Source organism: Streptomyces brasiliensis, from assembly GCF_014647875.1.
GTDB classification, from domain to species: domain Bacteria; phylum Actinomycetota; class Actinomycetes; order Streptomycetales; family Streptomycetaceae; genus Streptomyces; species Streptomyces brasiliensis.
The window spans coordinates 22526-49053 of record NZ_BMQA01000001.1 but is presented as its reverse complement, the minus strand read 5'-3'; the positions used below and the strand labels follow the sequence as shown (position 1 = coordinate 49053).

Sequence of the window (26528 nt, the reverse complement as noted above, 5' to 3'; positions counted from 1 at the left end):
CACGGCGGCCGCCCATGGCGCGGGGGCGGAGCCACCTCCCCGCGAGACGCCCCTGAGGCCGGGACCGGTCGAGCGGTACGCCGACCAGGCACTCGCCGTGGCGGCGGCGTCGTTCGGCGGCTCGATGCTGGTCACCAGGCGCCCCGGGCGGGCGGTCGGGGCAGCGCTGACGGCTCCCGAAGGCACCGCTGCTGGCGCGCGAGGGCTTCGCCTGCGCTCTGGGGCGAGGCCTGGCTCTCCGGAGCGTCGTCGTGGCGGACCCTGGGGCGCTGCGCAGACTCGACCGGATCGGCACGGTGGTGCTGGACACGGACGTGCACCGGGGCCCATCGGCCGGCCGATCTGGTCGCCCTGGACGAGGACGCGCCCGCGGGCGAATTCGCCGCGACGGCCCACCGCCTCTTCGACGGCGCTGCCCCCGAACGCGTGCGGGGCGAAGGGGAGTGGGAGCTGGGGCCGGTCGAGCGTCTGACGCTGCGGGGACGTACCGGCAGGCGGGCCCGGGAGCGCCTGCAGCGGGAGGGCGCACGGCTCGTGCTGGGCCTGGCGCGCGGACAGCGCCTGCTCGCCGTGGTCTCCGTACAGCCGGAGATGCACGACGCCGCGAGCGCCTTCGTACCGGCCGCCCACGCGGCGGGGCTCAGGGTGGTGACCGCGGGTGCGCACACCGCCGACGCGTCGGTGCGGGAGGCCGACGCGGTCGGTGAGGGGAAGGGCCTGCTGGTCGAGTCCGTACGGGCCCTCCAGCGCGACGGCGACGGCGTCCTGCTGATCTCGCACGACCGGCGTGCGCTGCGGGCCGCCGACGTCGGCGTCGGCTTCGCCGACCCGCAGGAGAGACCGCCCTGGAGTGCGGATCTGTACCTGGACGGCGACCTGGCGTCGGCCGTGGTGATCGTGGAGGCCTGCCGCACCGCCCGGGAGATCGCACGGGTGGGTGTGCGGCTCGCCCAGGCCGCGGCCGTGGTCGGTTCGACGGCGGTACTGGCCGGACGGGGACGGCGGTCCGCCGCCCGAGGCGTGACGGCGTTCAACACGGCCGCCGCAGTGGGCACCGTGGCCGGCGTGTGGGAGGCGGTACGGCTGCTGCGGCGCCCCCCGCCGCTGCCCACGCCCAGGCACCCGTGGCATGCCATGGACCCGGCCACCGCACCCGCCAGGGCCGGTGGCAGTGAAGAGGGCCTCACGGCCGAGGAGGCGCGGGCGCGGGCCACGACCAGCGGTGTCACCGCCCCGACGACATCGCTGGGTCGGACCTATCTGTCCGAGATGGCGAACCCGCTGACGCCCGTCCTCGGCGCCGGGGCGGCCATGTCGGCGTCCGTGGGTGCCGTTCTCGACACCGTCGTCATCGTGGCGGTCACCGCCGGGTCGGGGCTCTTCGGCGGTTTCCAGCGGTACCGGACCGATCGTGCGGTCGCCCGACTGCGACGGGAGTCGGCCGTGATGGCCAACGTGGTGCGGGACGGGGAGGAGGTTGTCGCCCCCGCCGAGGAACTGGCCGTGGGCGACGTCGTCAACCTCAACCCGGGGGACGTGGTACCGGCCGACGGGCGCCTGATGGAGGGCCACCACCTGGAAGTCGACGAGTCCGCGCTGACCGGCGAGTCGGTGCCGGTGGCCAAGAGCGTGGCCCCCGTTCTGGCCGCTGACCTCGGGGACCGTACGTCCATGGTCTACGAGGGGACCACCGTGGCAGCGGGCCGTGGTCGCGCGGTCGTCGTCGCGACCGGTGCCGACCGGCGCGTCAGCGCTGGCAGTGTGGGCACCAGACGGTACGGCGGCCGGAGATACGGCGCGAGCGCAGCCGTCCGCCGCAGCGCGGGCAGGTCGGTTCGTGGTCGTCGCGGTGGCCGGTGAGCCACGTGCGCCGTGCTGGCACGCATGTGGCGCGCAGGGAAGTGGCGAGCACCCGCCGCATCGCTGTGAACACATGCCGGACCTCGACGTCGCTGAGGTCTCGCGCCGGTCGTGCGGGGGCTACGCGGGCACGCCAGAGAATCTCGTCGCTGAGAAGGTTTCCGAGCCCGGCGACGGCGGACTGATCCATCAGTACGGCCTTGACGGCGCCTCGCCGCCCGGCGAGCAGCGCCCCGAGATCCCGGCGCTCCATGTCGAGGGCGTCGGGCCCCAGCGCGGCCAGGATGCGCTCCACCGCTGCCGACCCCTCGGCGAGCCGTACGCCCTGCAGCTTGCGCTGGTCGCGGTAGCGCAGCTGCTGATCACCATCGAGCGTGAGGACGACCCTGTCATGGGCCTCCAGTGGGTCGTCCGAGGAGGCACACAGCAGTGCTCCGGTCATGCCGAAGTGCCAGATGAGGACCGGGCCGTCGTCCACCGGGACGATCAGCAACTTGCCGTGGCGGCGCGGTGGTCCGAGCCGCCGCCCCTCGACCTCCCGGCGAAGGCGCTTCGCGGTGACGCCGCGCAGTACGCCTGTGTCCCGCACGTCGAGCTGTCGGACGCGTCGTCCACGGCCACACGAGTTCATCACCTCGCGGAAGCCTTCGACATCAGGCAGCTCCGGCATGCGTTCCTCCCGGTGCACACCGGTTGAACAGGCGGACGGCACCAGGTCCCGACGTCGCCGTGCACACCCCCACGCGGCCGCTGAACTTCACGTGACCCACCGCCTCGAACGCCGACATCTCCTCGTGCCGGGACTGGACGAAGCGTGGGTCCTCGTCGGCGCGACCCCGGGCTGCCGGCAGGCCGTCGACGCCGTCGCCGGGGTATCCGAAGACGCTGTCCACGCCCCACTCCGGCCGACGGCTCAGGATGTCGTCGGACACCTTGGCGTTCATGACCTTCCTCCTGGATGCGCCGGAGGCGGATCAGGCGTTGCTCGGCGCCTCGGCGTACCGGAGCAGAACGCCTACGCCGTCGCACAGCCTCAGGCGCTGTTCTGGGACGACCACGAGTTCGGCCCTCGTGCCGACCAGAGCGCGGGCGAGGACGGCGTCGGCACGTTCCCGGTGAACGTCCTGCACGCCGTAGGACCGAAGTTCCTGTGCGGTCAGGGCGAGTTGACGGGGTTCCGGACCGGCCCACAGGCGCAACGGCGACTCGGGGTGGTTGTTCAGGAAGACGGCCTTGGCCTGTCCGCGTTGGAGTGCTGACACGGTTGCGGAGAGGCCTTCGCCCGCCGCTCCGTCGCGTGCGCGCTGGGCGAGGAAGGCGCCCAGCAGGGCTCTGTCGTGCTCGGCCATGCGTCCGCCGAAGAGGTTGTCCAGCCGATGCTCCAACAGCGCTCGCCCCGGAGAGGACTCACCGGCGCCCTCCACCGTGACGACCCGCTCGCGCAGGAGCGCGGGGAGCCGACGGACGAGAATGCCGCGCGCCCACACGTCGCCCGCGACGACCACCGTCTCGGCGTTGATGTGCCGGCCGTGTCCTTCCAGTTCGCGCCCCAGCACCGCGGCGGCGTTCAACCAGTCGGACACCGGGATCTCCTCGTAGAGACGGTGGCCCGGGGTGACCCTTGTCAGAGGCCACACGCCGGCCTCGGCCTCGAACCGGACGGTGCCCGCGGCGCACGTGGAGTGGCGGCCCCCGTAGTGGACATGCACCGCCACATAGGGGATCGCGGGCGCATGCTGCACGGCCAGCGGCATCGTGTGCGGCAGCGAGCCGAAGTGCGTCCGATCATGGGCCGGCGGGACGGGCAGCTCGTCCAGCAGGGCCAGTCGCCCGTGTGCGGTGAACACCGCCTGCCCGTGCTGGCCGGGGATGTCCTCATCACTGCCCACGGCGCCGGCTGCCGCGGCGAGCGAGTCCTGATCGGCGCCCTCGGCCGTCAGGGCGTCCCGCAGGTGCCGCCGACGCAGTTCCACGGCGGCGTCGGGATCGGCCACCGCGCTGTCGCGTGAGGTGTCCGCATAGACCGACGCGAAGGGTCCCGATTGCCTGTAGAGGGGTTCGAGGAACGAAAGTCTCATGCTCGCTTCCAGGGCCACGGATGTGGCTGATCAGGCGGCGGGCTGGTGCTGAAGGGCCTCGATCAGCTCGTCGCGGTTCATCTTCGAGCGCCCCGGGACGTCCGCCTTCGTGGCGCGCCGGTACAGCTCCTCCCTGGAAAGGGAGGAGAGGGCATCGCTGCCCCTGTCCGTCCGGCTCCGCTTCGGGTGCTCGGCGTGGTGTCGGGTCCGGTGTGCGGACAGCGTGCGTTGCCGGCCGGTTCGCGAACCTTCGCTCTTGGCCCCGGCCTGTTCGACGCTCTGGCGGAGGGCCTCCGCGAGGTCGATGACGTTGGTGGCGTCGGGGGGTGGGGCCCCGCTGACGACTTCCTCACCCTTGCGTTTGGCCTCCACAAGCTCCTTGACGCGCTCTTCGAACGTGTCGTGACAGTCCCGCGGGTCCCAGCCGACGCTGAGGGCGCCGATGAGTTGTTCAGCGGACTTCAGTTCCCTGTTGTCGGCCTTGGTGCGCCGGTCCGGCAGCAGATCGATCACGTCACCCGGGTCGCGTACCTCGTCGGCCCAGTGCAGGAGGTGGATGACCAGGACGTCCGCCTGGGCGCCCAGGGCCGTCAGGTACTGCTTGCTGCGCATCGTGAAGGTGGCGGTCCCGGCCTTGTCCGCGCGTTCCAGCGCGGTCCGCAGCAGCTGATACACCTTCACGTACTCCTTGCCTCGAGGGGCGAGGTAGTACGTCCGGCCGAAGTAGACGGGCGCGATCTCGCCCAGATCGACGAAGCCGGCCATCTCGATCACTTTCGATCTGCCCGGGGCGATCGAGTCGAGTTCATCGGGCTCCACGATCACGTAGTCACCGTCGCCGAGGTCGTAGCCCTTGACGATGTCGTCGGAGGCGCCTTCCCGTCCGGTGCGCTCGTTGACCCGCTTGTTGCGGATGCGGTCGGAGGTGCCGCGCTGCAGCTGGTGGAAGTGCACGCTGTGGTCCTCGGTCGCGGTGTAAAGGCCGACGGGGACCGCGACCAGACCCATTGTGACGACACCGGTCCATATCGGTCTGGACATCACCCCTCTCCTTCCCGTCGGCCGGATCACCCCTCGGAATTGTCGTGTCCGGCTTCGGTCTGAGGCCGACGTCTCAGGTGGTCGCCAGCACTATGGCCATCGCCAGCAGTCCCACGACGACGAGGACGACGACGATCCCTATCAGGATGAGCGGCGCGACCGCCCATCCTCTGCGCAGTGCCTCGTGCTCCGGAGCACCGAGGCCCGACACCCCTGATTCGGCGGGAGGCGTCACGCCGGGTGCCATGGCGTGGTCCTCCGGCACGGCCATGCCTTCGACCGGGCGGGCCGTGTCCGGACAGTCGGTGCGGCGGCGTGCATGTTCGGCTTTCATGACCTCAGCCCCTTCGTGTCCTGTCCGTGAGGAGCCGCATGTGGTCCGGGTCACAGGCAACGGGTTTCACGAGTTCGCAGGAGAAAACTCGGGTTCGGTGAGTTCCGAAGCGCAGGCAGTACGTCTGCGACACGGCGTGCCGGGGAGTTGGGGCGCCAGGTGCTGGGGTACCCGTCGTCGGACAGTCGACGTCGGCCATGGCACAGCGTGAGCGTGACAGCTGCGGAGTCTGATGACCGACCGCGACCCGGTGGTCCGTGTCTTCACCGACGGCCCGGACCCCGAGCGGGCGACTGTGGCCGGGGCATGCAGCGAGGAACTGGTCACGGTCGGGCCGGACGACAGCCTCGAGCGAGCGGCCGACCTCATGCGCGAGCATGCAGTGCGCCCGATCCCCGTCGTCGACGATGCGGACACGCCCGTCGGGATCGTCCCTCTCGGCGACCTGGCGTCGAGCGGGACGAGAATCCGGTGCTGGGCGCCATCAGCGCCGCCAGGCCCAGCGCACAGGCCTCCGCGCCGCGGCGAGGCAGGGAAGCTCAGGTATGACACACCCCGCGGAGCGCTCTCAGCAAGCGCAAACTCGACAGCATCGCGGCAGCCCTGCTCGAACGGGAAGGACGTGGAAAGGGGGAGGCCGACGAGAGGTTGCGCAAGGCGATCCGGATGGAGGAGCTGTGACCGGAGGTCCCGCGCGCCCACGCCGGTCACGCGTGCCCGGCACGGATCACCACCAGCTCCTCGGTCGTACTCCCGCCCGTCATTCCCGCTCGCGCAGCCACGCCAGTCGTGACAGCAGCACGCGGCCGAAGGGCAGCCGGGTCCGGTCGACTACCTGCGCGGTAGCCCGGCCCGCCCGAGGCGGGCCAGCGTGTCGTCGATTCCGCACAGGTGCGACTGCACGATCAGCAGAGTTCCCCTCGAGCGCAGTACCGTCGGCGCGGCGTCGCAGATGCGATCGATCAGGAGTCGCCCGTCCCGCCCGGCGTCCCAGGCCCTGGCGGAACCCCGGGGGCTGTCGCACGGAGCCGGCACGTACGGGGGATTGGCGACCACGAGGTCGAAGCGACGGCCTGGCACGGCGGCTGCCATATCGCCGTGACGCACGCGTACGGTCTGCCCGTTCAGCAACGCGTTGATCCAGGCGGCACCGACCGCCCGCCAGGAGATGTCGACGGCGGTGACCCGCGCGCCCAACCTGGCGGCCTCCGCAGCGAGTACCCCACTGCCGGTGCCCAGGTCCAGGACGTCCGTCCGGCAGGTGATCTCCTCGCGCCGCATCGCCCGCCGCAGGAGCCGGGTGTCGGCCTGCGGCGCGTAGACGCCCCGGGGAACCCAACAACGGGGCGGGGCGGGGGTGGTGAGGGATCCGCTCGTCATGTGGTCGCCTCGCGAACGCGGTCGTGGTGACACACGGCGCGCCGGACCCGTGCCGACGGTGCCACACGGGTACCCCCTGGCAGCGGACGTAACTGGAACAGCACGCCGAAGGTGCTCGGCCACTGTGCGCCGGGTGCGTCTAACGGTCGTCCGCCGGCACGTCGGAATCGACATGTCCGGTGCGCCGAGCCTCGTCCTGAACGAGGACGGAGAGCAGGGCGGCGACGGTGAGTCCGGCCTCGGCGGGGTGACGCAGTACTCCGTCAGGCTGGATCCGGTAGATGTTGCCGCGGCCGACTCGGGTGTGGGAGAGGTAGCCGTCCTGCTCCAGATCGAAAATGATCTTCTGAACCGCGCGCTCGGTGAGCCTGCAGTGTGCCGCGAGGTCGCGGATGCGCTTCTTCGGGTCGTCGGCTATGGCGGCCAGAACACGCGCGTGGTTGGTGAGGAACGTCCACGTGGTCCGCTGTTCGGGGAGTTGTCCATCCATGGGGCAATCCTACGAGAGAGAACTCGTGTATACAAAAACACGAAGATCATTTCATGTTTTTATTGACGTGTGTCTTGTTCTGGGGCAGCGTGGTGAACAGGTGAGGTTCTCACGGGAGGGGCAGTCATGCGCCAGGTGCCACGCGTCGCTCCCGGCGCCACGCGGGAAGCTGTGCGGAGTGCAGCGGCGACACGGTTTCGGATCGTGATCCAGGGCGACGCTACCGGCGTCGTCGACGCCGGTACGCGCGCCACGCCCCGTTTCGGAGCAACGCCGCGGGAAACCCGGAACCGCGACTTTCACAGCGTCGTCGACATGATCTCTCGTCATCCGCTCATGGACATGGGGCACGATCCACTGAAGCCCTCCTGACCCGCCAGGACGTCTCTCCGCGCAGGCGCCGTATCGCGACGACTGACGACCCCGGGCCCGGGTACGCGGAGGGAGTCACGGACCCTCGCTGGAAGGCGGGCGACATGAACGGCGGCATGGACCACTGGACCCGTACCGGTGCTGAGGGCGGCGTCGGCACCAGAGTCGTGGTGGTCGGGGCGACCGGAAACGTGGGGACCAGCGTCATGGCGGCCCTCGCCGAGGATCCGCGTGTGGCCTCGATCCTCGGCTTGGCCCGCAGAGCGCCCGACTGGCGTCCCGACAGGACGACCTGGGCCGTCGCGGACATCGACCCGGGTGGCAGCGACCTCGTCCACCGCTTCGCCGGTGCGGACGCGGTCGTGCACTTGGCCTGGAAGTTCCAGCCCACCCACGACCCCGTGACGACATGGCGTACGAATGTGCTGGGCAGCATCCGGGTCTTCGAAGCGGCCGCCCAGGCCGGAGTGGGTACTCTCGTCCACGCCTCGTCGGTCGGCGCCTACTCACCGGGCCCGAAGGAGTCACGAGTCGACGAGAGCTGGCCCACTCACGGCTGGCCGCAGGCGGCCTACTGCCGGGAGAAGGCGTATCTCGAGCGTTACCTGGACGCGTACGAGCTGCACAACGCCGGCATGCGGGTCGTCCGGCTGCGGCCCGCCTTCATGTTCAAGCGGGAGTCCGCCTCCCAGCAGCGACGGATCTTCGCCGGGCGGCTCCTGCCGTCCCACCTGGTTCGCCCCTCGCTGGTGCCCGCGGTTCCCGACCTGCGCGGCCTCGTCTTCCAGGCACTCCACACCGATGACGCGGCGGCCGCCTGCCGCGAGGCGGTCATCCGCCCGGTCCGCGGAGCCTTCAACCTCGCCGCCGGCCCGGTGCTGGACGCCGCCGAACTCGCCCGGGTCCTGGACGCCCGGCCGGTGAAGCTACCCCTGCCACCGGTACGGGCCGCGCTCTCCGCGGCCTGGCGCCTGCATCTGGTTCCGGCCTCACCGGACCTCTTCGACGCCGTCCTGCGACTGCCCTTGCTGTCCTGTTCCCGCGCCCGCACGGAACTGGACTGGCAGCCGCGCCACACGGCTGTGGAGGCGGTCCAGGAGTTCCTCGACGGCCTCCGCAACCATGCGGGCATGCAGACGGCACCGCTGGCGGCGTGACCCACGAAGGACCTTTGGGTTCCTCGTGCTCCGCGGCTTCCCGTGGCGCTGAGCACGTTTCGCAACACCGGTTCGGAAGGAGCGTCGCGAGATGGCCACACGTACGACGCCCGAGGAGCGGGCGGGACAGGGATACGACGCCACTCCCTATCTTCCCGGTCGGCGTGCCGGTCTGGCAGGGCTGCGCCGGGCGGCGGCAAGCTGCCGTGGCTGCCCGCTGTACGAGGACGCCACGCAGACCGTGTTCGGTGAGGGCGACTCCGATGCGCGGATTCTGCTGCTCGGTGAGCAGCCGGGTGATCAGGAGGACCGGCAGGGAAGGCCGTTCGTGGGCCCGGCCGGCAGAGTCCTGGAGCGGGCGCTGGCGGACGCGGGCATCGATCCGGCCGGCGCCTATGTCACCAACGCCGTCAAGCACTTCAAATTCGTCGTTCCCGAGGGGCGCAAGCGGCGCATCCACAAGGCGCCGAGTCTGCGCGAGATGACGGCGTGCAGGCCGTGGCTGGAGGCCGAACTCCGCGTCGTCCGCCCCGACGTGGTCGTGGCACTCGGGGCGACAGCGGGCAAGGCGCTGCTCGGTTCGTCGTTCCGGGTGACCGAGCGGCGCGGTGCTCTGCTGCAGTGGCCCGGATTCGACGGCGGCGCGGACGCTGGTGGCGGCGGTGTGGTGGACGAGGGCATCCTCGGGCTGGTCGCGACGATCCACCCCTCCGCGGTCCTGCGCGCGGACGACCGCGACGCGGTGTACGCGGGGCTGGTCTCGGACCTGCGGGTCGCCGCCCGCGCCCTGGACGGCCGGGCGAACGGCTCCCCTTCGTGAACGGCGTTCCGTCGCACCGCACTTGAGCCTGCCGACGATCACACGGTGCACGTTGCGGCCGACAATTGCCTGCGCGCACCTTCGCGATCTGCGCCGTATGCGGCTCAGTCCTCCTGCGCCACGACGCGGACGGTGCGCAGCCGCTGATCGGCCGCGTCCGGCCGGAACATGCCGGCCTCGACCCCGGTGACCAGGTACTCCGGCACGGGCTCGGTCAGCCGTTCACCGGGCAGGGCGACGGGCGGGTAGGGAGTGATCATCTCCGCGGCGATCCTTCCCGGGGCCTCTGCGGCAGGCACTTTCTCATGGCGTGAGAAATACGCGTCCCGTGGCTGGGTGCCCTCTGTGCCGCGCGCCCGGACAGCCGTTTGCTGCCCATCGCGCTGGACGTCCCGGCTGTCGAACTCGCGGCCCGGCTCGGCGTACCGGTGGCGCCCTACGGGCCGTGCGGCGTAGCGCCGGGGACCCAGGACATCACGTATCGGCTCAACACGAAATCCGGCTCCCGGGCGCTCGCTGCCGATCTGGACATCCGGGTACCCCTCGGCCTTTGCTGCGAGGGCGGCGAACTCGGCACCATGGTGGCGGCGATGCTGGTGGGCCATGAGCGCCTCGTGGTGAAGGCGAACCGGGCCGCCGGCGGATACAGGCTGTGCCGGGTCACCCGGGCCGACCCAGGACCGCACCCGCAGTCCGGACAGTGGGTGGTCGAACAGTACCTGGGCGTGGTCCGTTCGGTCAGCGTTCAGGGTGAGGTCCTGGAAAGCGGTCCGCGCCTGGCGTTCAGCGGTGGGATGCGCACGGCGGACGCGGCGTGCACGGGCTACGACTCGCCCCTGACCGCATGCCCCGACGGTGTCGGGAAAGATCTGGATCGGTGGGCCTCGGTGCTCGGCCGCCACCTGGCCGCACACGGATACCGCGGGACCTTCGGGATCGACGCGGTCATGGACTCGCAGTGCCGATTGTTAGCCACGGAGAGCAACGTCCGCAGGACGGCGACCACCACTCCGCACGCCATGGTCGATCGGCTGAGGCGGACGGCGGGGCTCGTGCTGTACAGGGAGCCCGCTCACGACGAACGGAGCATCCCCTACGCGGTGTTGGCTCCCGACCCGCGAAGAGCCGCCGAACTGGAGGCTCGGCTCAGGGACGTCATGCAGTCCGACGCCCGGCCCTGAAGGCGCTCAGGCACTTGCCCGGGCACGGCGAAAGGGTCCGGCATCACCGCCCACCGCGTTTCATGGGGCCACAGGGTCCGCGGTACGGGGAGTTCGTCGGTGGTGCTCATCGAGTCGCTCTTGCGATGAAGAACGGCGGCGGCGCCATACCGGCGCGCCGCCGTCCAGGTCCGGCGGAGCTGTCATCCACAGTGGAGGTTGACGGGGCCGTCGTCGGCTCCGCGGCGCTTCTCCCCGAACAGAGCCGCCTGACCCACAAGCCGAGTGGCCGAACGAACCGTCCTCAAACCCGTCGAGCCGAGGCCGGGCTCGGATCATGGGACTGACAGCCCGTGTGAGCGGTCCGAGGTGCGCTGCGGGCGGACCGCCTCAGCGGTGGCCGTGAGCTGACCGGAGCAGGCGGGAAGGGAGTTCCCGCGGACGGGCGAACCCCCTTCCCGCGCGGGCTCAGGAGTTGCCGCGCTTGATGGAGCGACCGGTCTCCTCGACGCGTTCGCCGGCCTTGGCGCGTGCTTTCTTGGCCTCGCCGCGGGCCTGTTGGAGCCTGCCCTCGATCTCCATCTCGCGATCGCCGGTGACCTTCCCGGTCGTCTCCTTGGCCTTGCCGGTCATCTTTTCCTGTCGGCCCTTGTCGGCCATGACTCCTCCTGGGGGGTGGTGTCGCTTGCCAGCCCAACCTAAGGCGGTGCCTGGGCCACCGCTCGTCGGAGCGTCACGTTGAGTAGTAACGGCATGTCGACAAGCACCGTCCGACCGGGCCGAGTGGTCGTCCCGGCCACGGGCACTCGTGCGCCAGGACACAGAGAACCGACACAGAGACCCGCTCGAGGGGGCCTTCCATGTTCCGGGCCATCGCCGACGTGCCGCGTGCCGTCGGCACCACGATCGCCGCCGTGGTGACCCTGCCGTTCCGGGCCCTCGCCCGGCTGTTCGGCGGAGCGTCGAGCACCGTCCGTGGGGGGCGCGCGTCGGTGGATGGGCTGGCAGTCTGGCCCGCTGGCGCTGTTCGACATCGGCGGCGGGTCGCTCGAAGTGGCCTTCGGACGCGGCCGACTGCCGGACTACGTCGCCTCGCTGCCCCTGGGCGCCAGTCGGCTGACCCGGGAGTTCTTCGACGGTGACGGGCCACCGAGCGAGCGGAGCCTGAAGGCCCTGCGCCGCAGGGTGCGCCACCAACTGCGGGACGTCGCCGCTCAGATCCGCTGGGAGGGACCGCGAACGACGGTGGCCACCTCGCGGGCCTTCCAGCAACCGGCGCGGTTGTGCGGTGCCGCGCCCGGCCGCCAAGGCCCGTTCGTGCCACGGTACCTGGCCCGTGCCGACCTGCGTGACTGCCGCGACACACTCGCGGCCCTCCCCGTCGACCGGCGCGCCGAACTCCCGGGCATCTGCGCACCCCGCGCCGCGCAGAGCCTGGCCGGAGCGGTTGTGGGGCACACGGTGATGAAGCTGACCGGGGGTCAAGACGCTGTGTGTCTGTCCGTGGGCCGTCCGTGAGGGAGTCCTGCTCCGGTACATCGAGGACGGCGCAGCCTGGTGGGAGAACGCCCTGGAGCGCTACGTCGCCCCGACCGGTCTCCTGGACAGCGGCCCCGAACTCGACACCGGCGACCGGCGCGGTCCGCTGCAGATCGCGCGCCAGGCGGACACGGAGCGTTCCGGACTGGCGGTCGAGGGCTGAGACGATTCGGAGACGGTCAGGAAGGAGGCCGTGCGACCGTGCGACCGCCACGCACCTCCGTCCACCGGCACAGCAGGCGAAACCCCTGGAGCATGGTCAGCGGCCACAACACGGCGAAGGCGCAGATGACGGCGGGATCCTGGGTGCGAATGCCCGTGACCACGAGGAAGACGGACGCCACTGCCAGCAGTGCGACGGAGAGCGACAGCCAGACCGAACGAGGCTTACGTGCCCGTCGCATGCTGCGCACGAGAGCGCGGTCCTGATTCAGCGCCGACTCGATGCCGTCCAGTAGGAGCTGTTCGTGCCGGGTGAGCCGTTGCTCGTTCACCGCCATCGAGTACCCGACAGCCACGGTCGAAACAGGTCGTGACAACGTGACGAACTTCGCCCGTCGCTTCCGCAGAGCGCCGTCGCCGGCGCCGTTCAGGCACCTCGATCGGCGATGGGCCTCGAGATGAAGCTGTATGGCGGGAGAGGCCCCTCGAACCTGAACCGGAAATCGTCTCCGGCCTGCTGAGCCAGGCTCACGGCGGCGGCGTAGAAGAGCGATTCCCGATCGTCGGGCACGAGAAAAGACGCGCTGAAGAACGCGTCGTCCTCCGGCTCCAAGGATGCCTGGGCACGGACGAGCGGTCGGAGCGCCTCGATCACACCCGCGGCGAACGCCCGGTGCCGCGCTCGCGCTTCCCCGTTGATCATCTCGCCGAGATGCAGCGGCAGATCGGGATCCTCAGCAGCCGTGCGGATGTCGTCGTTCAGTTTCCGGGCCGTGTACGAGTCCTCGAGGATCTGGCGCAGCAGTGCCTCTGCGTCCTGCGCCACCTGTAGCCGGTATTCGGCACAGCCGTCGACGTGTCGAAGATCGCGCCGGTAGGCCTCGGCCTCGTTCTCCAGGGCGATACGAACGGCTGCGTCGTCGGGTACGACGCGACCGACACACACGGGCAGCACGGTGCCGTCCTCCATGAGGCGAGTCAGCACTTCTTGGTGTACGGGCGCGTTTCGCGCATCGTGACCCTGAGCGTGCGGCGTATCGCTGACGACCGCGCGCAGCGACTCGGTGGTGATCGTCCGTAGGGGGGCACCAGGCTCACCGACGCCTCGGAGACCGGTCAGGCGTACGGGATGGTCCTTCCCGACGATGGCATAGACGTAGACGGCCACGTCTCACCTCCTTCGGTGGCCGCGCTCTGCTCGGCTGCGCGGGCAGGGTGCCCTCGCACACGATCGGGTACCCCTCCGGTGTCCGGCGTCACGCAACAGACGTCTGATCTCGCGCTGCACAGGTCTGCGATTGCTGAATTTCGGTCCGCCCGCAGGGGTGAGGCTCCCCGACGACCGCATTGCCTGGACGTCGGAGGGCGCCAAGGGCACCAGCAAGGGAGTCGTCTCCTTCCACCGTCTCGACGACGGCCTCACCCGCGTCCTCCTCGTCATGGAGTACCACCCGCACGGCTTGTTCGAGACGACCGGCAACCTCTGGCGCGCCCAGGGCCGCCGCGCCCGGCTCGACCTCAAGAACTTCGCGCGCTTCGTCACTCTCAAGACGGAGGCGGCGGAAGGCTGGCGTGGCGAGATCCGCGACGGCGAGGTCGTCCGTGAGCACGAGGAGGCAGTCGCCGCCGAGCGCGCCGAGAGCGAGGACGAACAGCCCGGCGGCCAGGACCGGCAGCCGGCGGACGCCTACGCGGAGTACGAGGACGAGGAGCCGGAAGCGAGGGCCGACGAAGACCGGGAGCCTCAGGAGGACGACGGACGATAGGTGCGCGAGGAGGAGTACGAGCCCGGGGACGAAGAGACCGGTGACCATGCGCCCAAGGAGGAAGAGGAGTCGGCGGAGCGGTACGCCGAGGGCGGGAGCACTCGATGACGACGGCCGCGCGATTCCCCGCGCCGTACGGCGGTCACGGCAGCGGCGCCAACCTGGCCGACGTCCTCGAGCGCGTCCTCGACAAGGGGGTCGTCATCGCGGGAGACATCAGGATCTGCTGCCCGATGTCCCTCACACCGCCTGCTTCGGCACCGTCTTCCACACCGGCCTGCCCGCTGCCGCCCGGGAGTACGCGTGCCGGCCGCCTGGCGCGAGCAGTACGGGCTGCGCCGCTACGGTTTCCACGGACTGTCCTACGCCTGGTCGCTCGATCGCGCCGCCGAACTCCTCGGCCGCCGCCCCGACAGCTCCACCTGGTGATCGCCCGTCTCGGCGGCGGCTGCTCCGTCTGCGCGGTGCGCGGCGGGCGCAGCGTCGACACGACGATGGGGTTCACCCCATTGGAGGGGCTGGTGATGAGCCACCGCAGCGGCGGTGTCGATCCCGGCGCCCTGACATGGCTGCAGACTCGGCACCGGCTGTCGGCACAGGACATCGAGGACGCGCTGAACCGCGATTCCGGCCTGCTCGCCCTTTCGGGTACCTCCGACGACACACGCGACCTCGTCCGCAGCCGAGCGGCGGGGGACGCGCGCGCCGCGCTCGCCCTGGCGGTCTTCACCCACCACTGCCGTCGCGGCGTCGCCGCGATGACCGCGTCCCTCGACCGGCTCGACGGCCTGGTCTTCACCGGACACATAGGCGAGGACCAGCCCGAGGTACGCGAAGAGGTGTGCGTCCGGCTCACCGTCCTCGGTCTCGCAGGCGGCCTGCGCACACATGCAGCAGCCCGTCCCGAGATCATCAGTCGGCCCGGCGCGCGGGTCCCGGTGATGGTCGTACCCACCGGAGAGGAGTGAGACCCGAGCTCTCCTGGTCCGCCACTGAGGCCAGGTAGCCAGGCATGTGTAAATCCTCCCTTACGCGGTACTTCGCTCCACATGGCTGGTATCGAACTCAACAGCGCTGCATTCAGCGATCACACCATGATCCCTCGCCGTTACGCCAAGGACGGTGACAACGTCTCCCCGCCGTTGACGTGGTCCGGAGTGCCGGACGAGGCGGCGGAGCTGGCTCTCCTGTGCGAAGACCCGGACGCACCGTCAGGAACCTTCGTGCACTGGCTGATCACGGGCATCGACCCACGGCAAGGGGGACTGGACACCGGCGAGACGCACCCCGGCGGCCATCTGCACCGGAACGGCTACGGTCAACAGGGTTGGGGTGGCCCCCAGCCTCCGGTGGGAGACGAGGCACACCGCTACTTCTTCCGCCTCTACGCCCTCCCGGCTCCCGTGTCGGTTCCGGACGCGGCCACGGCCGACGAAGTCCACGGTGTCCTGGACGAGCAGCAGATCGCCAGCGGCACCCTGGTCGGCCTGTACCAGCGCTGATGTCACGTCGGCGGATCCGTCTTCCGCGCGCGATACCGAGCAGGAGTGGCATGGCCCGCCCAGAGGGTTGATGATTGACAGAGAGCTGGAAGGTGACAGATCACGAACTACCGCGAGTCGAAACCCGGATGGCCGAACTGTGCGACCGCTACGGCCTTACGCTCGCGGACCTCAACATCGATCTGGGACCGCTGGGCACGCTCCTTCCGCCCTGACAGCCGCGACGTCCGGCTGCGTGCGCCGGTTCCGCGTGCGTCCTGTCCACGACATGGCGGGGCGGACACGGGGTACACGTGCGGAGCAGTTGTGATCCAGAGGGAGAGGTCTCGTCATGCTGATGGCTCACCCCGCGGTGCTGCAGGGCCTGATCGAGCAGTACACGGCCCTGAAGGTGCTCCACGCCGAAAGGGGCGGCACCGAAGTCCAGCAGCGGCTGGACGACGTCGCGTACAGCCTGTGCATCTCCACCGGAACGTGTGACATCGACGCGGCGCTCATCGCCGCCCGCTACCACCTCCCGGGCGCCCGGCCCGAGGACGACTCGGTCCTCTCACCGGGACACCGATCCCTACGAACCGTCGAAGCCCGGTGACCCCACAGACAAGGGGCCTCGTCCGCGGGGTGGCACGTTCGTCGTGATGTCGCTCGTGTGGTCGACGACGTCGCGGAGCCTTCCGCTGCTCCGGTAGCGGGCGCGTTGCCGGTCGGCGCCGCTACCGAGTGCGAGATGCCGGTCGAGCAGCCGGTGGGCGGCCCCCAGATCTCCCGCGGTCGTCAGGCCGGGCTCCGCTCGGGCGAGCAGTCGTCCGATGAGGTCCCGCATCGGGACCTCCACGCCCGTCACGGGGTCCAGGCCCACACCGGTGGGGCCGGTGGGGCCGACGAGGGCCGCCCGGCGGTGTGCCGCGCGCAGTCTGCCGGGCGGGAGACCCGGCGGGGGGCGCCCGTCCTGCGCCTCGGTCAGCAAGGTCATGCACAGGCCGCGCACGAGCGCCGCGAGCAGCACGGTGCAGTGCACGTCCGCGTTGACGTCGGCGATGCGGATCTCCAACGTCGGCACATGCTCCGACGGCCTGGCGAACCAGTAGATCATCCGCCGGTCGAGCAGCGTTCCGGAGGTCACCAGGGCGTCGGCGGTGGCCTCGTAACGGTCCGTGTCGAGCAAGGGCGGGGGCCCGACTGTGGGCCAGCGGGCCTGCTGGACGGCCCGCCAACTGGCGAAGCCGCTCTCGGTCCCGGCGCCCAGCGGAGAGTTGACCGCCAGGGCTTGGAATACAGGCAGCCACGGCCGGAGATGATTGGCCAGCACCAGGGCCTGGGACCGACCGAGCGGGCCGAGGTGGACGTGGCAGCCGCAGGTCGCACTCATGCCGTCGTCCACGGTCAGGCGGTAGCGGGCCTGCATGCGCCGATAACGAGGCGTGCTCGTGACGGGGAGCCGGCTGGACGAGGGCACGACGGGCGTGCCCGAGGCGAGAAGCAGACAGTCCGCGTCCCGGGCGGCTTCGGCGACCGTGGCGCGCAGTCCGGCCAGTTCGGCCAGCAGGTCCGCGCACGACAGCCTGGGCCGGGTACAGATCTCGATCATGCAGCGATACAGCTCGGCCTGAACCTGTTCGCCGAGCAGCGGCGCGGCCTGTGCGAGTACCTGGGGTCCGCGGGGTACCGGCGCCCGGGTGCGGCGGTCGACCAGGAAGAACTCCTCCTCGACCCCCACCGTGGGTATCACAGGTCGCCCGGTGGCACTCGTCAGGCGCCCCGACTCGTCCGTCAGCGACGTGGCGCCCTCGGAACCCATCGGCATCTCATGGGTCATGAACCTCGGGTGCCCACTCAGTTCCCGGACAATCGGCTCCGCACCAGCACGACGACGGGCTGGTGACGGGGGCGGGGGGCTCGACAGAACCAGTGGTCACTCCGGCCGGCGGCGTCAGCCGGTCCAGCGCGCGCCACACGTTGCCGTCCAGGTCGAAGTCCTCCGCGCTCCATGCCTTCGCACGGCTCTTCCGTCACGTCCCGCCCGTGTTGCGCATCGCCGCCGCCAGCCGTACCGCGAGTCGGATCGCCTCGTAACCCGTGCAGCGGCACAGGTTGGACGTGAGCAGCTCGCGCAGTCCGTCGGGGTCGTCGGCCAGTGCCGGGTTCTCCTCCAGAGCGGCGGCGGCCAGCATGAGGAAGCCTGGCGTACAGAATCCGCACTGGAGGGCGTGCTCGCTGGCGAACGCGGTCTGCAACGGGTGCGGGGTGCCGTCGGGGGCCGCGAGGCCTTCGACAGTACGCACGGTGCTGCCGTCGCACTGGACGGCGAACATCAGGCAGCTGCGTACGGCGGTCCCGTCCACTTGCACGGTGCAGGCCCCGCACACACCGTGTTCGCAGCCCAGGTGCGTCCCGGTGAGGCCGCAGTCGTCCCGCAGGGCGTCGGCCAGTGTCCGCCGGGGCTCCACGTCGAGCTGCCGCTCCTCGCCGTTGATCGTCAAAGAGATGTTCATGTCCGCTCCGCGATGTCGTCGCGTGCCTGCATCAGGGCCCGCCGGACCAGGACTTCTGCCGCGTGCCGCCGATAGGAGTCGCCCGCGTGCGGGTCGTCCGGCGCGTCCACCACACCGACCGATGCGGCGGCCGCCCGGTTGATTGCCTCGTCCGTCGGTGCCCGGCCGGTCAGCAGCGCCTCTGCCGCGCGGGCGCGTGTGGGCCGCGCGGCCGTGCCGGCCAGCCCGATCCGGGCGTCGGCGACGACGCCGTCCTGGGCCGACAGGGCGGCGGCCACGGCGAGTTGGGCGAAGCTGGCGGCCGTGCGCCGGTGTTCCACGAAGGCGACCCCGGTCGCCGTAGGGAGCAACGGCAGACACACCCGTGTCAGCAGTTCGTCGGGACGCCGTGCGGTGGCGAAGGAGCCGGTGATGAAGTCGTCGGCGGACAGGGTGCGCGCGCCATGCTCGTGCACCAGGTCGAGCCGGGCGTCGAGGGTGACGGCGAGGGTCGGCCATTCGGCGGTGGGATGGGCGTAGGCGAGGCTGCCGAGCATGGTGCCCCTGGCGCGCACGGGCGGATGGGCGATGAAGTGGACCGCCCGGGCCAGCAGACGCCCGAGCGGTCCTGCCTCCACCTGCTGTTCGAAGCGGCCGTGCCGGACCAGCGGTCCGACACACAGCCATGGGCCGGAGTCCGGCACCGTGACGACGTCCAGCCCGCCGAAGTCCCGTACACGATTGATGTCGACCAGTTGCACGGGGCGCACCGCGCGGTAGTTCATCTCCAGCAGGAGACTCTGCCCCCCGGCCAGGACACGGGTTTCGCCCTCCCCGGCGGCGAGTGCCCCGATGACCTCGTCACAGGTGCGTGCGGCCAGGTACTCGAACGGTGCGGGTTTCACCGGGCCGCCCTCCAGCAGGTTTCGGGAGTCAGTGGCACGGTCAGAGTGGAGGGGTCGATCTGAAGAGCGTCGGCGACCGCGTTCACCACGGCGGGCGGGACGCCGATGCAGCCCGCTTCTCCGGCGCCCTTGGCGCCGAGCCGCGTGGCCGGGTTCGGCGTACACGTCTCCTCCAAGGTGATATCCGGTATCTCCGACAACGTGGGCAGCAGGTACTCCAGCAGGGAGACGGTCCGTGGCCGCCCGTCCGCGTCGTGCACGGCTTCCTCGTACAGCGCCTGGCCCAGGCCCTGGGCGATCGATCCGTACGTCTGCCCATGTACGACCAGAGGGTTGACCACGGTGCCGTAGTCGTCGACGGCGACGAGCCGCAGGACCCGGACGATACCCAGCTCCCGATCCACTTCGACGACGGCCGCATAGGCACCGAACGGGAAGGCCTGCGGTGGTTCGACCTGTGCCTCGGCGCGCAGCGGGTGGTGCGCCGCGAGCTCGCCGAGGGTGCGTGTACGTCCGCGTGCGTGCAGGGTTCCCCCGCTCTGGACGACGATCTCCGCTTCGGGGACGTCGGCCTGGGCGGCCAGCCGCCGACGGGCCTCGGCGAGGAGCCGGTGTGCCGCCTCCAGCAGCGCCTCTCCGCCGTTCTGCATCGAGCGCGAGGCGAAGGAGCCCACGCCGCGCGGGACCACGGACGTGTCGGCCTCCACCAGGTGCACCAGATGCCGGTCCACGCCGAGCGCGGACGCCACCACCTGCGCGAAGGTCGTCGCATGGGCCTGTCCCGTCGCACAGCATCCGGACGTGGCCGTGAACGTACCGTCGGCGTGTGCTTCGACAGCACCGAACTCGCCGCCGGCACCTGAGCGTTCGACGTAGGCACAGACCCCGATGCCGAGGGGCGTGCCGTCGGCGGCGCGGCGGTGGGCCTGTTCGGCGCGCCATCGTGGGTAGTCGAGGGTCTTCAGCGCCAAATCCAGAGCCGCCGGGTAATCGCCGCTGTCGTAGCGGAAACCGGTCGGCGTGTCGTAAGGGAAGGCGTCCGGCCTCACGAAGTTGCGGCGGCGCAGCTCGGCCGGATCCATGCCGATCCGGCGGGCCAGCAGATCGACGGTGCATTCCACCGCGTACGCGGCCTCGGGTCGGCCCGCCCCGCGATAGGGGCACAGCGGCGGCGTGTTCGTCAGGACGGCCCGGGCACGCACGTGGACCTCCGGGGTGGCGTAGGCGCCGGTCGCCATCCTGGCCGTCACCTCGGGCAGGAAGGCACCCATGTGCGGGTAACCACCGACGGCGGCGTCCGTGTGCAGTTCCATCGCCAGGAAACGTCCGTCCGCGTCGGCAGCGAGCCGTACCCGCTGCGTCTGGGCGCGGCCGCGCGGGCCCGCAGACAGCGCCTCCGCCCGGTCCTCCACCCAGCGCACCGGCCGGGCAAGGCGCAACGCCGCCGCGGTCACGGCCAGGTACTCGGGCCATGTCTCGCTCTTGCCGCCGAACGCCCCGCCGACATCGGGCACGATCACACGCACGACGTCCGTGGGCAGCCCCAGTGCTGCGGCCAGGTCGTTGCGCAGGCGGTGGGGCGCCTGATGGGAGCACCAGACGGTCAGGACCCCACCGGGCTCGGGGCGCGAGAGGATCGCGCGGGCTTCGACGGACGTGTGGCAGAGCGCGGGGTACCGGTACGTCGTGTCCACGACGGCCGCCGCCCGCTCCCAGACCCGCGGATCGACCGGCTCGCCCACAGTGACGTCCACGGCCACGTTGGACAGGCCCGGAAAGAGCGGGACCTCGTCACGCCCGGCCTGCGCGGAATCCAGCACTGCGGGCAGGGGCTCGGTCGAGATGCGGGCCCGGTCGCGGCCGTCCTCGGCCACGTACCGGTTCTCCGCCACCACGATCGCCACAGGCTCGCCCGCATACCTGACCCGGTCCGTGGCCAGCGCGGGCCAAGGCCGGTCAAGGGCCCCCTCCGGATACAGCATCGCCGGGACGAGCGGTACGTCGTCCAGATGGGACGCCGACCAGGCGCCGCGAACCCCCGGTGTGCGACGCGAGGCGGTCAGGTCGACCGACCGCAGCAGGCCGTGTGCCACGCCACTGCGTACGAAGGCTGCTTCCAGGCAGCCGGGCACCCGGAGATCGGCCACGAACTGGCCGTGCCCCCGCACGAGAGGGCCGTCTTCCACGCGGGCCACGGCCTGGCCCATGTCTCCCGGGTCCGCCATCGTGCCTCCAAGCCCAGCGGCCGTCATGAGTGCCGGGTACCTCGGCGAACGCCGGTCATGCGGGCGGACGAGGCCGGGCGCGCATCCGTGCAGACGGTGGCCCGACTCGAACGTTCCGTCTTCGCCCGCTGCCCGGCGGTTCACCTGCGCCGTCCGGGCGTGCGAGCCGGCCGCAACGGCGACCTGGATCCTGTCCACCATGCGTGTCGCCCCGACTGCGCGGCAGGACTTCGCCTCCCTCGACCCGACCTCGAGGCAGTCGGCCGGGCCCGAGGCCGAGTCGAGGATTCTTCTCGCCGTGGAAGAGGGCCACCCGGCATTGTGGGTAGTCTCCTCCCGGTGTCCGCGGTGCCGCACGAACCCATGAGCGCTGCTGCCTGGACAGCGTCCGGTTGCGCCGAGAGCCGATGTCTGTGAGACCGAATGACCGATCAACCCATCGGGAGTGCGCGACGGACCCCTCTCGGGCTCTTCGCACTTGCTCTGGGCAGTTTCGGAATCGGCCTGACCGAGTTCGTGATTGCCGGGCTGCTTCCGCAAGTGGGCCGGAGCCTGGCGGTGTCGGAGGCCGCTGCGGGCTGGCTGATCTCCGCGTACGCCCTGACGGTCGCGGTCGGCGCGATCGCGGTGACCGCCGCCACCGCCGGTCTGCCCCACAAGGCGGTCCTCATCGGGTTGGTCGCGTTGTTCGTCGTCGGCAATTTCCTGTCCGCGGTCGCGCCGAACTATCCCGTGATGCTGTTCGGACGCGCGGTCGCCGCACTGTGCCACGGCTCGTTCTTCGGCATAGGCTCGCTCGTCGCGCGGCGCATGGTCGCCCCCGAGCGGGCGTCCAGGGCAGCGGCGGTGATGTTCGCCGGCCTGACGGTGGCGAACGTGCTGGGCGTACCGTTCGGCGCCCTGGTCGGCGAGCGCTGGGGGTGGCGCGCAACGTTCTGGGCGATCACCGGCATCGGTGTCGTCGCCGCGGTCGCCGTCGCCGTACTGGTGCCGAGCCTGCCCGGCCCGGTGAACCCGCCGCACCCTCCGTCGGGCTTGCGCACAGCCCCCGGCCGGGCGGACGGGCTCCGCAGCCAACTGCGCGCCTTCGTGTCAGGGCAGGTCTGGCTGACCCTGGGCGCCACGGCGCTCGGCTACGGCGGGATGTTCGGTGCGTTCAGCTACCTGGCGTACACCTTCACCCAGGTCACCGGCTTCTCCAGCACCGATGTCGCCTGGCTGCTCGTCGTGTACGGCAGCGGACTCGTGATCGGGAACATGGCCGGCGGACGATCCGCCGACCGGCATCGCGACCTCACCCTGATCGCTTCTCTGGCCGGCCTCACCGCCACTCTCATCCTGTTCGGGCTGCTGGCCGCCAGCCCCACCGCATCGGTGATCCTGGTCTTCCTGACGGGGTTGTTCGGATTCGCCGGTGTTCCCGGTTTCATCACCCGGGTTACCGACCACGCTCACGGGGTGCCACTCGCCGCCAGCGCAAATGTGTCCGCGTCCAACATCGGCAACGCCCTCGGCGCCTGGCTGTGCGGCCTTGCCGTCGGTCACGGTCTCGGCTACACGGCTCCGTTGTACGTCGGTGCCGGCATCGTACTGGCCGGGGTCGGCGTGATGGCGGTTGCCGCACATCGATCGGGGCCCCGGAGACCCGGTCTCGCGGACCGCAGGCTCGCCCAGGACTCCGCGTCCGCCGATTGACCGGACCGCAGCGTCCACCCCGTCCGAAATGGGGACCGGCATCGGGATTGTCATCGTCGCCGATCGTGGCTCGATCGAGCGCCCGGGGAGGTGCCGCGTCGGTGTGAGCCGTCTCCGGAGCCAGGGGATCGCGCGGTCACCGCGCACCGCCCCGAGGCGCTACCAGATCAGGCACCAGTAGTTGCCGGCTCGCCCGGTGCCCACCGATGTGAGGCCCCTCGGGACCAGCGCCGGATCCGGCTGGCCGAAGGCCGCCATTGAGCACACCGGGTCCCCGACCACCCCGGCGGCGGCCATTCGCTGAGCGGCAGCCGTTGCCGCCGCGCTCGTGTACCACCGTGTCGACTTCGGTGACGGAGAGGACGTCGGCTCCTCAGGTGCTGCTGGTGTGGACGTGGGTGCCCTCGTCGCGGTCGGCTTGGCCGCGGAAGACCGTGTCGGTGTCGGCCTCGGTGAGGGTGAGGAGGGTGCCTTGGACGATGTAGGCGCTTTGGGCGATGTGGGTGATGCCGATGTGGACTTGGGCGTCGTCGCCGTGCTCGTCGCCGCCGTGCTCGTCGCTGTCGTCGCTGTCGCCGCCGTGACCGCCGTCGCCGTCGGCGCAGGTGTTGAAGGCCGTGCCGATGCCGGCTCCCGTGGGGGCGACGGGGTAGTCGTCGTCCTGTGGGGCGTTGCCCGGGACTGCCCGCTGGACGGTGATGGTGACGGTTGCCGGGTGCGGGCCGACGGAGTAGGTCCCGGCGTGTGCGTCGACGTGGGCTGCGTCAGGCCCGACGGCGTCGGACGGGGCGTGCCGTGTGGCGCCACCAGCGCCCAGATGCCGATGCCGATACCGCCGAGGACGAGTACGGCGACACCTCCCGCGATCCACGGGGCCCGTCGGCGTGGGCGTCGGTGACGGTTCATGGTTTCCACTGTCCGAAAGTGACTGCGGTGCCGCCACTCGGGTTACTGCCTTCGGCGTGGCACAGAGCGCGGAGCGCCTGCGAGGTGGGGGCAGATCCGACTCCGGCTGTGGGCCCTAGCCCCGCTCGCTGCCCACGTGCCCCGTTCCAGGCACCACCGCCGGTGGGCGCCGTGGCGGGCTCAGGCGTCGGATCGAAGGTCCGCCGACCGGCCCTGGCCGGATTCCGCGCCCCCGTCGTCGGTGCGGGTATCAACTGCCGCTGTGCTCGTGTGGTGTCGGGGTCGTGTCGGGTGCCTGGTCCGTTGCGGCTGACGACGGTTCTGTGGCGCTGGGCGGCTTCCAGGCGCAGGCGAGGGCGCCGCCGATGAGGGCGGAGATCAGTCCGAGGAAGAGGCCGCCGAAGTTCGCGACGGGGAGGGAGATGAGGGCGAGGAGCAGGGTGGCGACCCCCGCGAACACGCGATGGTGGGGGCGGTACCAGAGGGTGAGGCCCAGGGTCATGAGCAGAACGCCGATGACCAGGGATCCGGCACCGGATGTGGTCGAGAGGGCCAGCGGGATCCCGCTCAGGTTCAGGTGTGCGTAGGGCCAGTACAGGATCGGCAGGCCGGCCTTGAACGTGAACAGCCCGGCCCAGAAGGGACGTTCACCACGCCAGGTGGTGAATCTGCATCGGGCGTCGGCCGCCGCGAAGCGCGGGCTGCGTTGTCTGCGGAAGAAGTTGTTGATCACGCGTGGTGTCCTGATCGTGGTGCGTGGGCGGGCGCCTTCTGTGCGGGTGTCCGAGGGGCGCGGGTGGGCCGTGGGTGGATGTTCGCCGGCGCGGGCGTCAGAAGCATTCGTGACGGCCCGGCTTGAGCTGTGCGCGCAGGCCGGGGACGTTGAACGTGCCGGCGGAGACCGCGACCGCGGTCCAGTGGACGTTGGTCAGGGGCGCCGATTCGGCCTGCTGACCCACGCCGTCGGGGTCGAAGAACTTCGAGTTCCTGTCACCGGGATTGATCGGTCCCTCGGTGATGTCGCCCTGCGCGACGCCGATGTCGAGACTCCTGAACTCCGCGTTGTCGGTCGTCTCGTTTGTCGCGTCGATGAACAGGTTCGAGGCCTCGACCGGCCGTTCACGGCCGCCGGTGAACCTCATCGTGTACGGGCCGAGCACCGGGATGTCCACCAGAACGGACTGGCACAGCCCGCGGATCGTCGCATGCCGGGTTCCGGTGACCATGACGGGTACGAGTTTCCGCTTCCTGGTCACATCGACCATGCCGTAGATGCTGACTCCGCGGGCGATCAGGGTGTCGTTGGAGACCCGGAATTCCTGGCCGGAGACGAAGAACGACGCGGCGAGCACTCCCTGTGCCATGGCGATGACGGTGGCTGCGCATGCTGCGATGCTGGCAACAAGGATCATGCTGAAGCGCCTCCAACAGGTTCTGCCTGCGTGGCGCGACATCCCGTCTCCTTCGGTCGTGAGGTGGGCCCGCCCGTGCCGGGAAGGGGGGCCGGTGCCTCGGTCCGGTGACGGATCCTAGGCTTGCGGGCATGGCAACCGGCTGCACGTCGGGTCTGCCGTTCGGGTGGTGCAACTTCTGTTGGACTCTTCAGGTGACACGTGTCGTCGTGGCTTCCGCGCTGGGTGGGCCGCCGGCGGAGCGGGTGCCGCGAAGGGGGCGGGTGGCCGGGCCGGTCGCTGTGCTGGCCTCGCCCGATGCCCAGGGGTCTCCCGGGGGCGTTGTGCTGACCGCCGTAGGAGCTTGACTTCAAGTCGACTTCGACTTCTGGCGTCGGTGGCAGTACACGAAAGGATCACCATGCCCACCACATGGTTCATCACCGGCACCTCGTCCGGCTTCGGACGCCTGCTCACCGAGCGCCTGCCGGCACGCGGTGACCGGGTCGCCGCGACCCTGGGCCGGACCGGGGCGCTGGAAGACCTGCGGGCCGAGTACGGCGAGCGTCTGTGGCTCGCCCGGCTGGACGTCACCGACATCGGGCAGGTGCACCGCGCCGTGGACGAGGCCTTCAAGGCGCTCGGCACGATCGACGTCGTCGTCGACAACGCCGGCTACGGCGTCTTCGCCTCCGTCGAGGAAGCCACCGACGAGCAGATCCGGCGGGTGACCGACACCAACCTGCTCGGCTCGATCCACGTCATCCGCGCCGCGCTGCCGCATCTGCGTGCTCAGCGGCACGGTCGCATCCTGCAGGTCTCGACCGCCGGCGGGCAGACCGGCTACCCGAACTTCGGCTACTGCCACGCCTCGAAGTGGGGAATCGAGGGCTTCTGCGAGACGGCGGCCCGCGAGATCGCCCCGTTCGGCATCGGTTTGACCATCGTCGAACCCGGTGCGACGCCGACCGGATTCGGCAGTTCGCTCGAGACGGCGCCGGTCATGCCGGAATACGACGGCACCCCGGCGGGCGAGGTACGGCGCGCGATCACCACCGGCGCCTTCAACCTCCCCAACGACCCGCAGAAGATCGCGAACGCGGTGATCGACCTGGTCGACTCCGGTGCGGCACCGCTGCGGCTTCCCCTGGGGTCCGACACCTACGACGACGTGCGGGCCTCGCTCGTGGCCCGGCTCGCCGAACATGATTCACACCGCGACGTCGCATACTCCGTCGAGAAGGACGACCCGGGTAACCGAAACCTGCCTTGAA

At 70.7% G+C, this 26528-nt stretch carries 25 protein-coding genes and 9 pseudogenes; 16 read left to right on the top strand and 18 right to left on the bottom strand.

All coding sequences use genetic code 11. The features are described from left to right. Positions 1-426: 426 nt before the first annotated feature. Positions 427-1860, top strand: a complete 1434-nt coding sequence (locus tag IEZ19_RS00220; RefSeq protein ID WP_189308884.1) for a P-type ATPase actuator domain-containing protein — start codon at positions 427-429, stop codon at positions 1858-1860. On the opposite strand, the gene IEZ19_RS00215 is transcribed toward IEZ19_RS00220, so the two are convergent. The 5 genes and pseudogenes from IEZ19_RS00215 to IEZ19_RS00195 all read right to left on the bottom strand — a co-directional run bounded on the left by IEZ19_RS00215 (position 1748) and on the right by IEZ19_RS00195 (position 5313). Further along, positions 1748-2530, bottom strand: coding sequence for an Fpg/Nei family DNA glycosylase (locus IEZ19_RS00215; protein ID WP_189308883.1), 783 nt, complete (start codon positions 2528-2530; stop codon positions 1748-1750). The genes IEZ19_RS00220 and IEZ19_RS00215 overlap by 113 nt on opposite strands. Positions 2531-2552: 22 nt before the next feature. Next, positions 2553-2804: pseudogene (locus IEZ19_RS00210) on the bottom strand (thiamine pyrophosphate-binding protein); the annotation flags it as partial. 30 nt (positions 2805-2834) lie between these two features. After that, complete coding sequence (locus IEZ19_RS00205) at positions 2835-3938, bottom strand: baeRF2 domain-containing protein (protein ID WP_189308881.1); 1104 nt, start codon at positions 3936-3938, stop codon at positions 2835-2837. A gap of 30 nt (positions 3939-3968) precedes the next feature. Then, complete coding sequence (gene ku / locus IEZ19_RS00200) at positions 3969-4979, bottom strand: non-homologous end joining protein Ku (protein ID WP_189308880.1); 1011 nt, start codon at positions 4977-4979, stop codon at positions 3969-3971. 73 nt (positions 4980-5052) lie between these two features. Then, a complete protein-coding gene (locus tag IEZ19_RS00195) occupies positions 5053-5313 on the bottom strand; it encodes a DUF6480 family protein (protein ID WP_229839829.1) in 261 nt (86 codons plus the stop codon). Positions 5314-5545: 232 nt separating this feature from the next. Here IEZ19_RS00195 and IEZ19_RS53340 point away from each other — a divergent pair. Next, positions 5546-5704: pseudogene (locus tag IEZ19_RS53340) on the top strand (CBS domain-containing protein); the annotation flags it as partial. Positions 5705-6020: 316 nt separating this feature from the next. Here IEZ19_RS53340 and IEZ19_RS00185 read toward each other — a convergent pair. Beyond that, positions 6021-6693: pseudogene (locus IEZ19_RS00185) on the bottom strand (HemK2/MTQ2 family protein methyltransferase). A 139-nt stretch (positions 6694-6832) separates the two neighbouring features. Beyond that, positions 6833-7183, bottom strand: coding sequence for a helix-turn-helix transcriptional regulator (locus IEZ19_RS00180; RefSeq protein WP_189308879.1), 351 nt, complete (start codon positions 7181-7183; stop codon positions 6833-6835). Positions 7184-7387: 204 nt separating this feature from the next. On the opposite strand from IEZ19_RS00180, the gene IEZ19_RS00175 reads away from it, so the two are divergent. From IEZ19_RS00175 to IEZ19_RS00165, 3 genes are all read left to right on the top strand, one after another. Then, positions 7388-7555: a hypothetical protein gene (locus IEZ19_RS00175; protein ID WP_189308878.1), complete on the top strand. Its 168-nt coding sequence runs from the start codon at positions 7388-7390 to the stop codon at positions 7553-7555. A gap of 104 nt (positions 7556-7659) precedes the next feature. After that, complete coding sequence (locus IEZ19_RS00170; RefSeq protein WP_229839827.1) at positions 7660-8712, top strand: NAD-dependent epimerase/dehydratase family protein; 1053 nt, start codon at positions 7660-7662, stop codon at positions 8710-8712. A gap of 91 nt (positions 8713-8803) precedes the next feature. Then, positions 8804-9532: a UdgX family uracil-DNA binding protein gene (locus IEZ19_RS00165; protein WP_189308877.1), complete on the top strand. Its 729-nt coding sequence runs from the start codon at positions 8804-8806 to the stop codon at positions 9530-9532. A gap of 104 nt (positions 9533-9636) precedes the next feature. Here IEZ19_RS00165 and IEZ19_RS54120 read toward each other — a convergent pair. After that, positions 9637-9864, bottom strand: a pseudogene (locus IEZ19_RS54120) (Orn/Lys/Arg family decarboxylase); the annotation flags it as partial. A 36-nt stretch (positions 9865-9900) separates the two neighbouring features. Between IEZ19_RS54120 and IEZ19_RS00155 the strand changes: the two are divergent. Beyond that, on the top strand, positions 9901-10713 hold the full coding sequence (locus IEZ19_RS00155; RefSeq protein WP_189309510.1) for a hypothetical protein: 813 nt from the start codon (positions 9901-9903) through the stop codon (positions 10711-10713). Positions 10714-11160: 447 nt separating this feature from the next. Here IEZ19_RS00155 and IEZ19_RS00150 read toward each other — a convergent pair whose 3' ends face one another. Further along, positions 11161-11352: a CsbD family protein gene (locus tag IEZ19_RS00150; RefSeq protein WP_189308876.1), complete on the bottom strand. Its 192-nt coding sequence runs from the start codon at positions 11350-11352 to the stop codon at positions 11161-11163. A 200-nt stretch (positions 11353-11552) separates the two neighbouring features. Here IEZ19_RS00150 and IEZ19_RS52525 point away from each other — a divergent pair. Together IEZ19_RS52525 and IEZ19_RS00145 are read left to right on the top strand one after the other, a co-directional pair. Next, a pseudogene (locus tag IEZ19_RS52525) lies at positions 11553-11678 on the top strand (LPFR motif small protein); the annotation flags it as partial. Then, a pseudogene (locus tag IEZ19_RS00145) lies at positions 11677-12394 on the top strand (Ppx/GppA phosphatase family protein); the annotation flags it as partial. The pseudogenes IEZ19_RS52525 and IEZ19_RS00145, both read left to right, overlap by 2 nt. 16 nt (positions 12395-12410) lie before the next feature. On the opposite strand, the gene IEZ19_RS00140 reads toward IEZ19_RS00145, so the two are convergent. Next, entirely contained in the window at positions 12411-12749 is a 339-nt protein-coding gene (locus tag IEZ19_RS00140; protein WP_229839826.1) for a DUF3040 domain-containing protein, read from the bottom strand. Positions 12750-12820: 71 nt separating this feature from the next. Beyond that, on the bottom strand, positions 12821-13561 hold the full coding sequence (locus tag IEZ19_RS00135; RefSeq protein ID WP_189308875.1) for a GvpL/GvpF family gas vesicle protein: 741 nt from the start codon (positions 13559-13561) through the stop codon (positions 12821-12823). 157 nt (positions 13562-13718) lie between these two features. On the opposite strand from IEZ19_RS00135, the gene IEZ19_RS00130 reads away from it, so the two are divergent. From IEZ19_RS00130 to IEZ19_RS00110, 6 genes and pseudogenes are all read left to right on the top strand, one after another. Next, positions 13719-14159, top strand: coding sequence for an SRPBCC family protein (locus IEZ19_RS00130; protein ID WP_189308874.1), 441 nt, complete (start codon positions 13719-13721; stop codon positions 14157-14159). 104 nt (positions 14160-14263) lie between these two features. After that, a pseudogene (locus IEZ19_RS53330) lies at positions 14264-14353 on the top strand (gas vesicle protein); the annotation flags it as partial. A gap of 109 nt (positions 14354-14462) precedes the next feature. After that, a pseudogene (locus IEZ19_RS50225) lies at positions 14463-15127 on the top strand (acetate kinase). A gap of 81 nt (positions 15128-15208) precedes the next feature. Further along, entirely contained in the window at positions 15209-15661 is a 453-nt protein-coding gene (locus tag IEZ19_RS00120; RefSeq protein ID WP_189308873.1) for a YbhB/YbcL family Raf kinase inhibitor-like protein, read from the top strand. A 116-nt stretch (positions 15662-15777) separates the two neighbouring features. Further along, positions 15778-15876: pseudogene (gene gvpK, locus IEZ19_RS52515) on the top strand (gas vesicle protein GvpK); the annotation flags it as partial. A 116-nt stretch (positions 15877-15992) separates the two neighbouring features. Further along, the gene (locus tag IEZ19_RS00110; RefSeq protein WP_189308871.1) at positions 15993-16253 is read left to right on the top strand and encodes a DUF5133 domain-containing protein; all 261 of its coding nucleotides are present in this window, start codon (positions 15993-15995) and stop codon (positions 16251-16253) included. Here IEZ19_RS00110 and IEZ19_RS00105 read toward each other — a convergent pair. The 4 genes from IEZ19_RS00105 to IEZ19_RS00090 all read right to left on the bottom strand — a co-directional run bounded on the left by IEZ19_RS00105 (position 16230) and on the right by IEZ19_RS00090 (position 21262). After that, positions 16230-17477 carry a carboxylate-amine ligase gene (locus IEZ19_RS00105; RefSeq protein ID WP_229839824.1) on the bottom strand — a complete coding sequence of 416 codons (1248 nt, stop codon included), beginning with the start codon at positions 17475-17477 and terminating at the stop codon, positions 16230-16232. The two genes, IEZ19_RS00110 and IEZ19_RS00105, sit on opposite strands and share 24 nt — an antisense overlap. A 193-nt stretch (positions 17478-17670) precedes the next feature. Next, on the bottom strand, positions 17671-18153 hold the full coding sequence (locus IEZ19_RS00100) for a (2Fe-2S)-binding protein (RefSeq protein ID WP_189308870.1): 483 nt from the start codon (positions 18151-18153) through the stop codon (positions 17671-17673). Next, entirely contained in the window at positions 18150-19037 is an 888-nt protein-coding gene (locus tag IEZ19_RS00095) for an FAD binding domain-containing protein (protein WP_189308869.1), read from the bottom strand. The genes IEZ19_RS00100 and IEZ19_RS00095 overlap by 4 nt, the downstream gene beginning before the upstream one ends. Further along, positions 19034-21262, bottom strand: coding sequence for a xanthine dehydrogenase family protein molybdopterin-binding subunit (locus tag IEZ19_RS00090; RefSeq protein ID WP_229839823.1), 2229 nt, complete (start codon positions 21260-21262; stop codon positions 19034-19036). Before IEZ19_RS00090 ends, IEZ19_RS00095 begins: the two co-directional genes overlap by 4 nt. 423 nt (positions 21263-21685) lie before the next feature. Here IEZ19_RS00090 and IEZ19_RS00085 point away from each other — a divergent pair, with 423 nt between their 5' ends. Further along, complete coding sequence (locus tag IEZ19_RS00085; RefSeq protein ID WP_189308868.1) at positions 21686-22957, top strand: MFS transporter; 1272 nt, start codon at positions 21686-21688, stop codon at positions 22955-22957. Positions 22958-23330: 373 nt separating this feature from the next. On the opposite strand, the gene IEZ19_RS00080 is transcribed toward IEZ19_RS00085, so the two are convergent. The 3 genes from IEZ19_RS00080 to IEZ19_RS00070 form a co-directional block, all read right to left on the bottom strand. Next, complete coding sequence (locus IEZ19_RS00080; protein ID WP_189308867.1) at positions 23331-23828, bottom strand: hypothetical protein; 498 nt, start codon at positions 23826-23828, stop codon at positions 23331-23333. Between the two features lie 285 nt (positions 23829-24113). Beyond that, positions 24114-24596, bottom strand: coding sequence for a DUF6114 domain-containing protein (locus IEZ19_RS00075; RefSeq protein WP_189308866.1), 483 nt, complete (start codon positions 24594-24596; stop codon positions 24114-24116). A gap of 97 nt (positions 24597-24693) precedes the next feature. After that, positions 24694-25227, bottom strand: a complete 534-nt coding sequence (locus IEZ19_RS00070; RefSeq protein ID WP_189308865.1) for a DUF6230 family protein — start codon at positions 25225-25227, stop codon at positions 24694-24696. Positions 25228-25675: 448 nt separating this feature from the next. Between IEZ19_RS00070 and IEZ19_RS00065 the strand changes: the two genes are divergently transcribed. Beyond that, on the top strand, positions 25676-26527 hold the full coding sequence (locus tag IEZ19_RS00065; RefSeq protein ID WP_189308864.1) for an SDR family oxidoreductase: 852 nt from the start codon (positions 25676-25678) through the stop codon (positions 26525-26527). Position 26528: the final 1 nt, after the last annotated feature.

What these genes read in the sequence shown, in the direction of transcription:
- IEZ19_RS00100 (WP_189308870.1), bottom strand. Translation starts at nt 18,153, where the DNA reads ATGAACATCTCTTTGACGATCAACGGCGAGGAGCGGCAGCTCGACGTG.
- IEZ19_RS00165 (WP_189308877.1), top strand. Translation starts at nt 8,804, where the DNA reads ATGGCCACACGTACGACGCCCGAGGAGCGGGCGGGACAGGGATACGAC.
- IEZ19_RS00180 (WP_189308879.1), bottom strand. Translation starts at nt 7,183, where the DNA reads ATGGATGGACAACTCCCCGAACAGCGGACCACGTGGACGTTCCTCACC.
- IEZ19_RS00205 (WP_189308881.1), bottom strand. Translation starts at nt 3,938, where the DNA reads ATGAGACTTTCGTTCCTCGAACCCCTCTACAGGCAATCGGGACCCTTC.
- IEZ19_RS00195 (WP_229839829.1), bottom strand. Translation starts at nt 5,313, where the DNA reads ATGAAAGCCGAACATGCACGCCGCCGCACCGACTGTCCGGACACGGCC.
- IEZ19_RS00085 (WP_189308868.1), top strand. Translation starts at nt 21,686, where the DNA reads ATGACCGATCAACCCATCGGGAGTGCGCGACGGACCCCTCTCGGGCTC.
- IEZ19_RS00105 (WP_229839824.1), bottom strand. Translation starts at nt 17,477, where the DNA reads ATGACCCATGAGATGCCGATGGGTTCCGAGGGCGCCACGTCGCTGACG.
- IEZ19_RS00150 (WP_189308876.1), bottom strand. Translation starts at nt 11,352, where the DNA reads ATGGCCGACAAGGGCCGACAGGAAAAGATGACCGGCAAGGCCAAGGAG.
- IEZ19_RS00120 (WP_189308873.1), top strand. Translation starts at nt 15,209, where the DNA reads ATGGCTGGTATCGAACTCAACAGCGCTGCATTCAGCGATCACACCATG.
- IEZ19_RS00070 (WP_189308865.1), bottom strand. Translation starts at nt 25,227, where the DNA reads ATGGCACAGGGAGTGCTCGCCGCGTCGTTCTTCGTCTCCGGCCAGGAA.
- IEZ19_RS00215 (WP_189308883.1), bottom strand. Translation starts at nt 2,530, where the DNA reads ATGCCGGAGCTGCCTGATGTCGAAGGCTTCCGCGAGGTGATGAACTCG.
- IEZ19_RS00110 (WP_189308871.1), top strand. Translation starts at nt 15,993, where the DNA reads ATGCTGATGGCTCACCCCGCGGTGCTGCAGGGCCTGATCGAGCAGTAC.
- IEZ19_RS00065 (WP_189308864.1), top strand. Translation starts at nt 25,676, where the DNA reads ATGCCCACCACATGGTTCATCACCGGCACCTCGTCCGGCTTCGGACGC.
- IEZ19_RS00090 (WP_229839823.1), bottom strand. Translation starts at nt 21,262, where the DNA reads ATGGCGGACCCGGGAGACATGGGCCAGGCCGTGGCCCGCGTGGAAGAC.
- IEZ19_RS00170 (WP_229839827.1), top strand. Translation starts at nt 7,660, where the DNA reads ATGAACGGCGGCATGGACCACTGGACCCGTACCGGTGCTGAGGGCGGC.
- ku (WP_189308880.1), bottom strand. Translation starts at nt 4,979, where the DNA reads ATGTCCAGACCGATATGGACCGGTGTCGTCACAATGGGTCTGGTCGCG.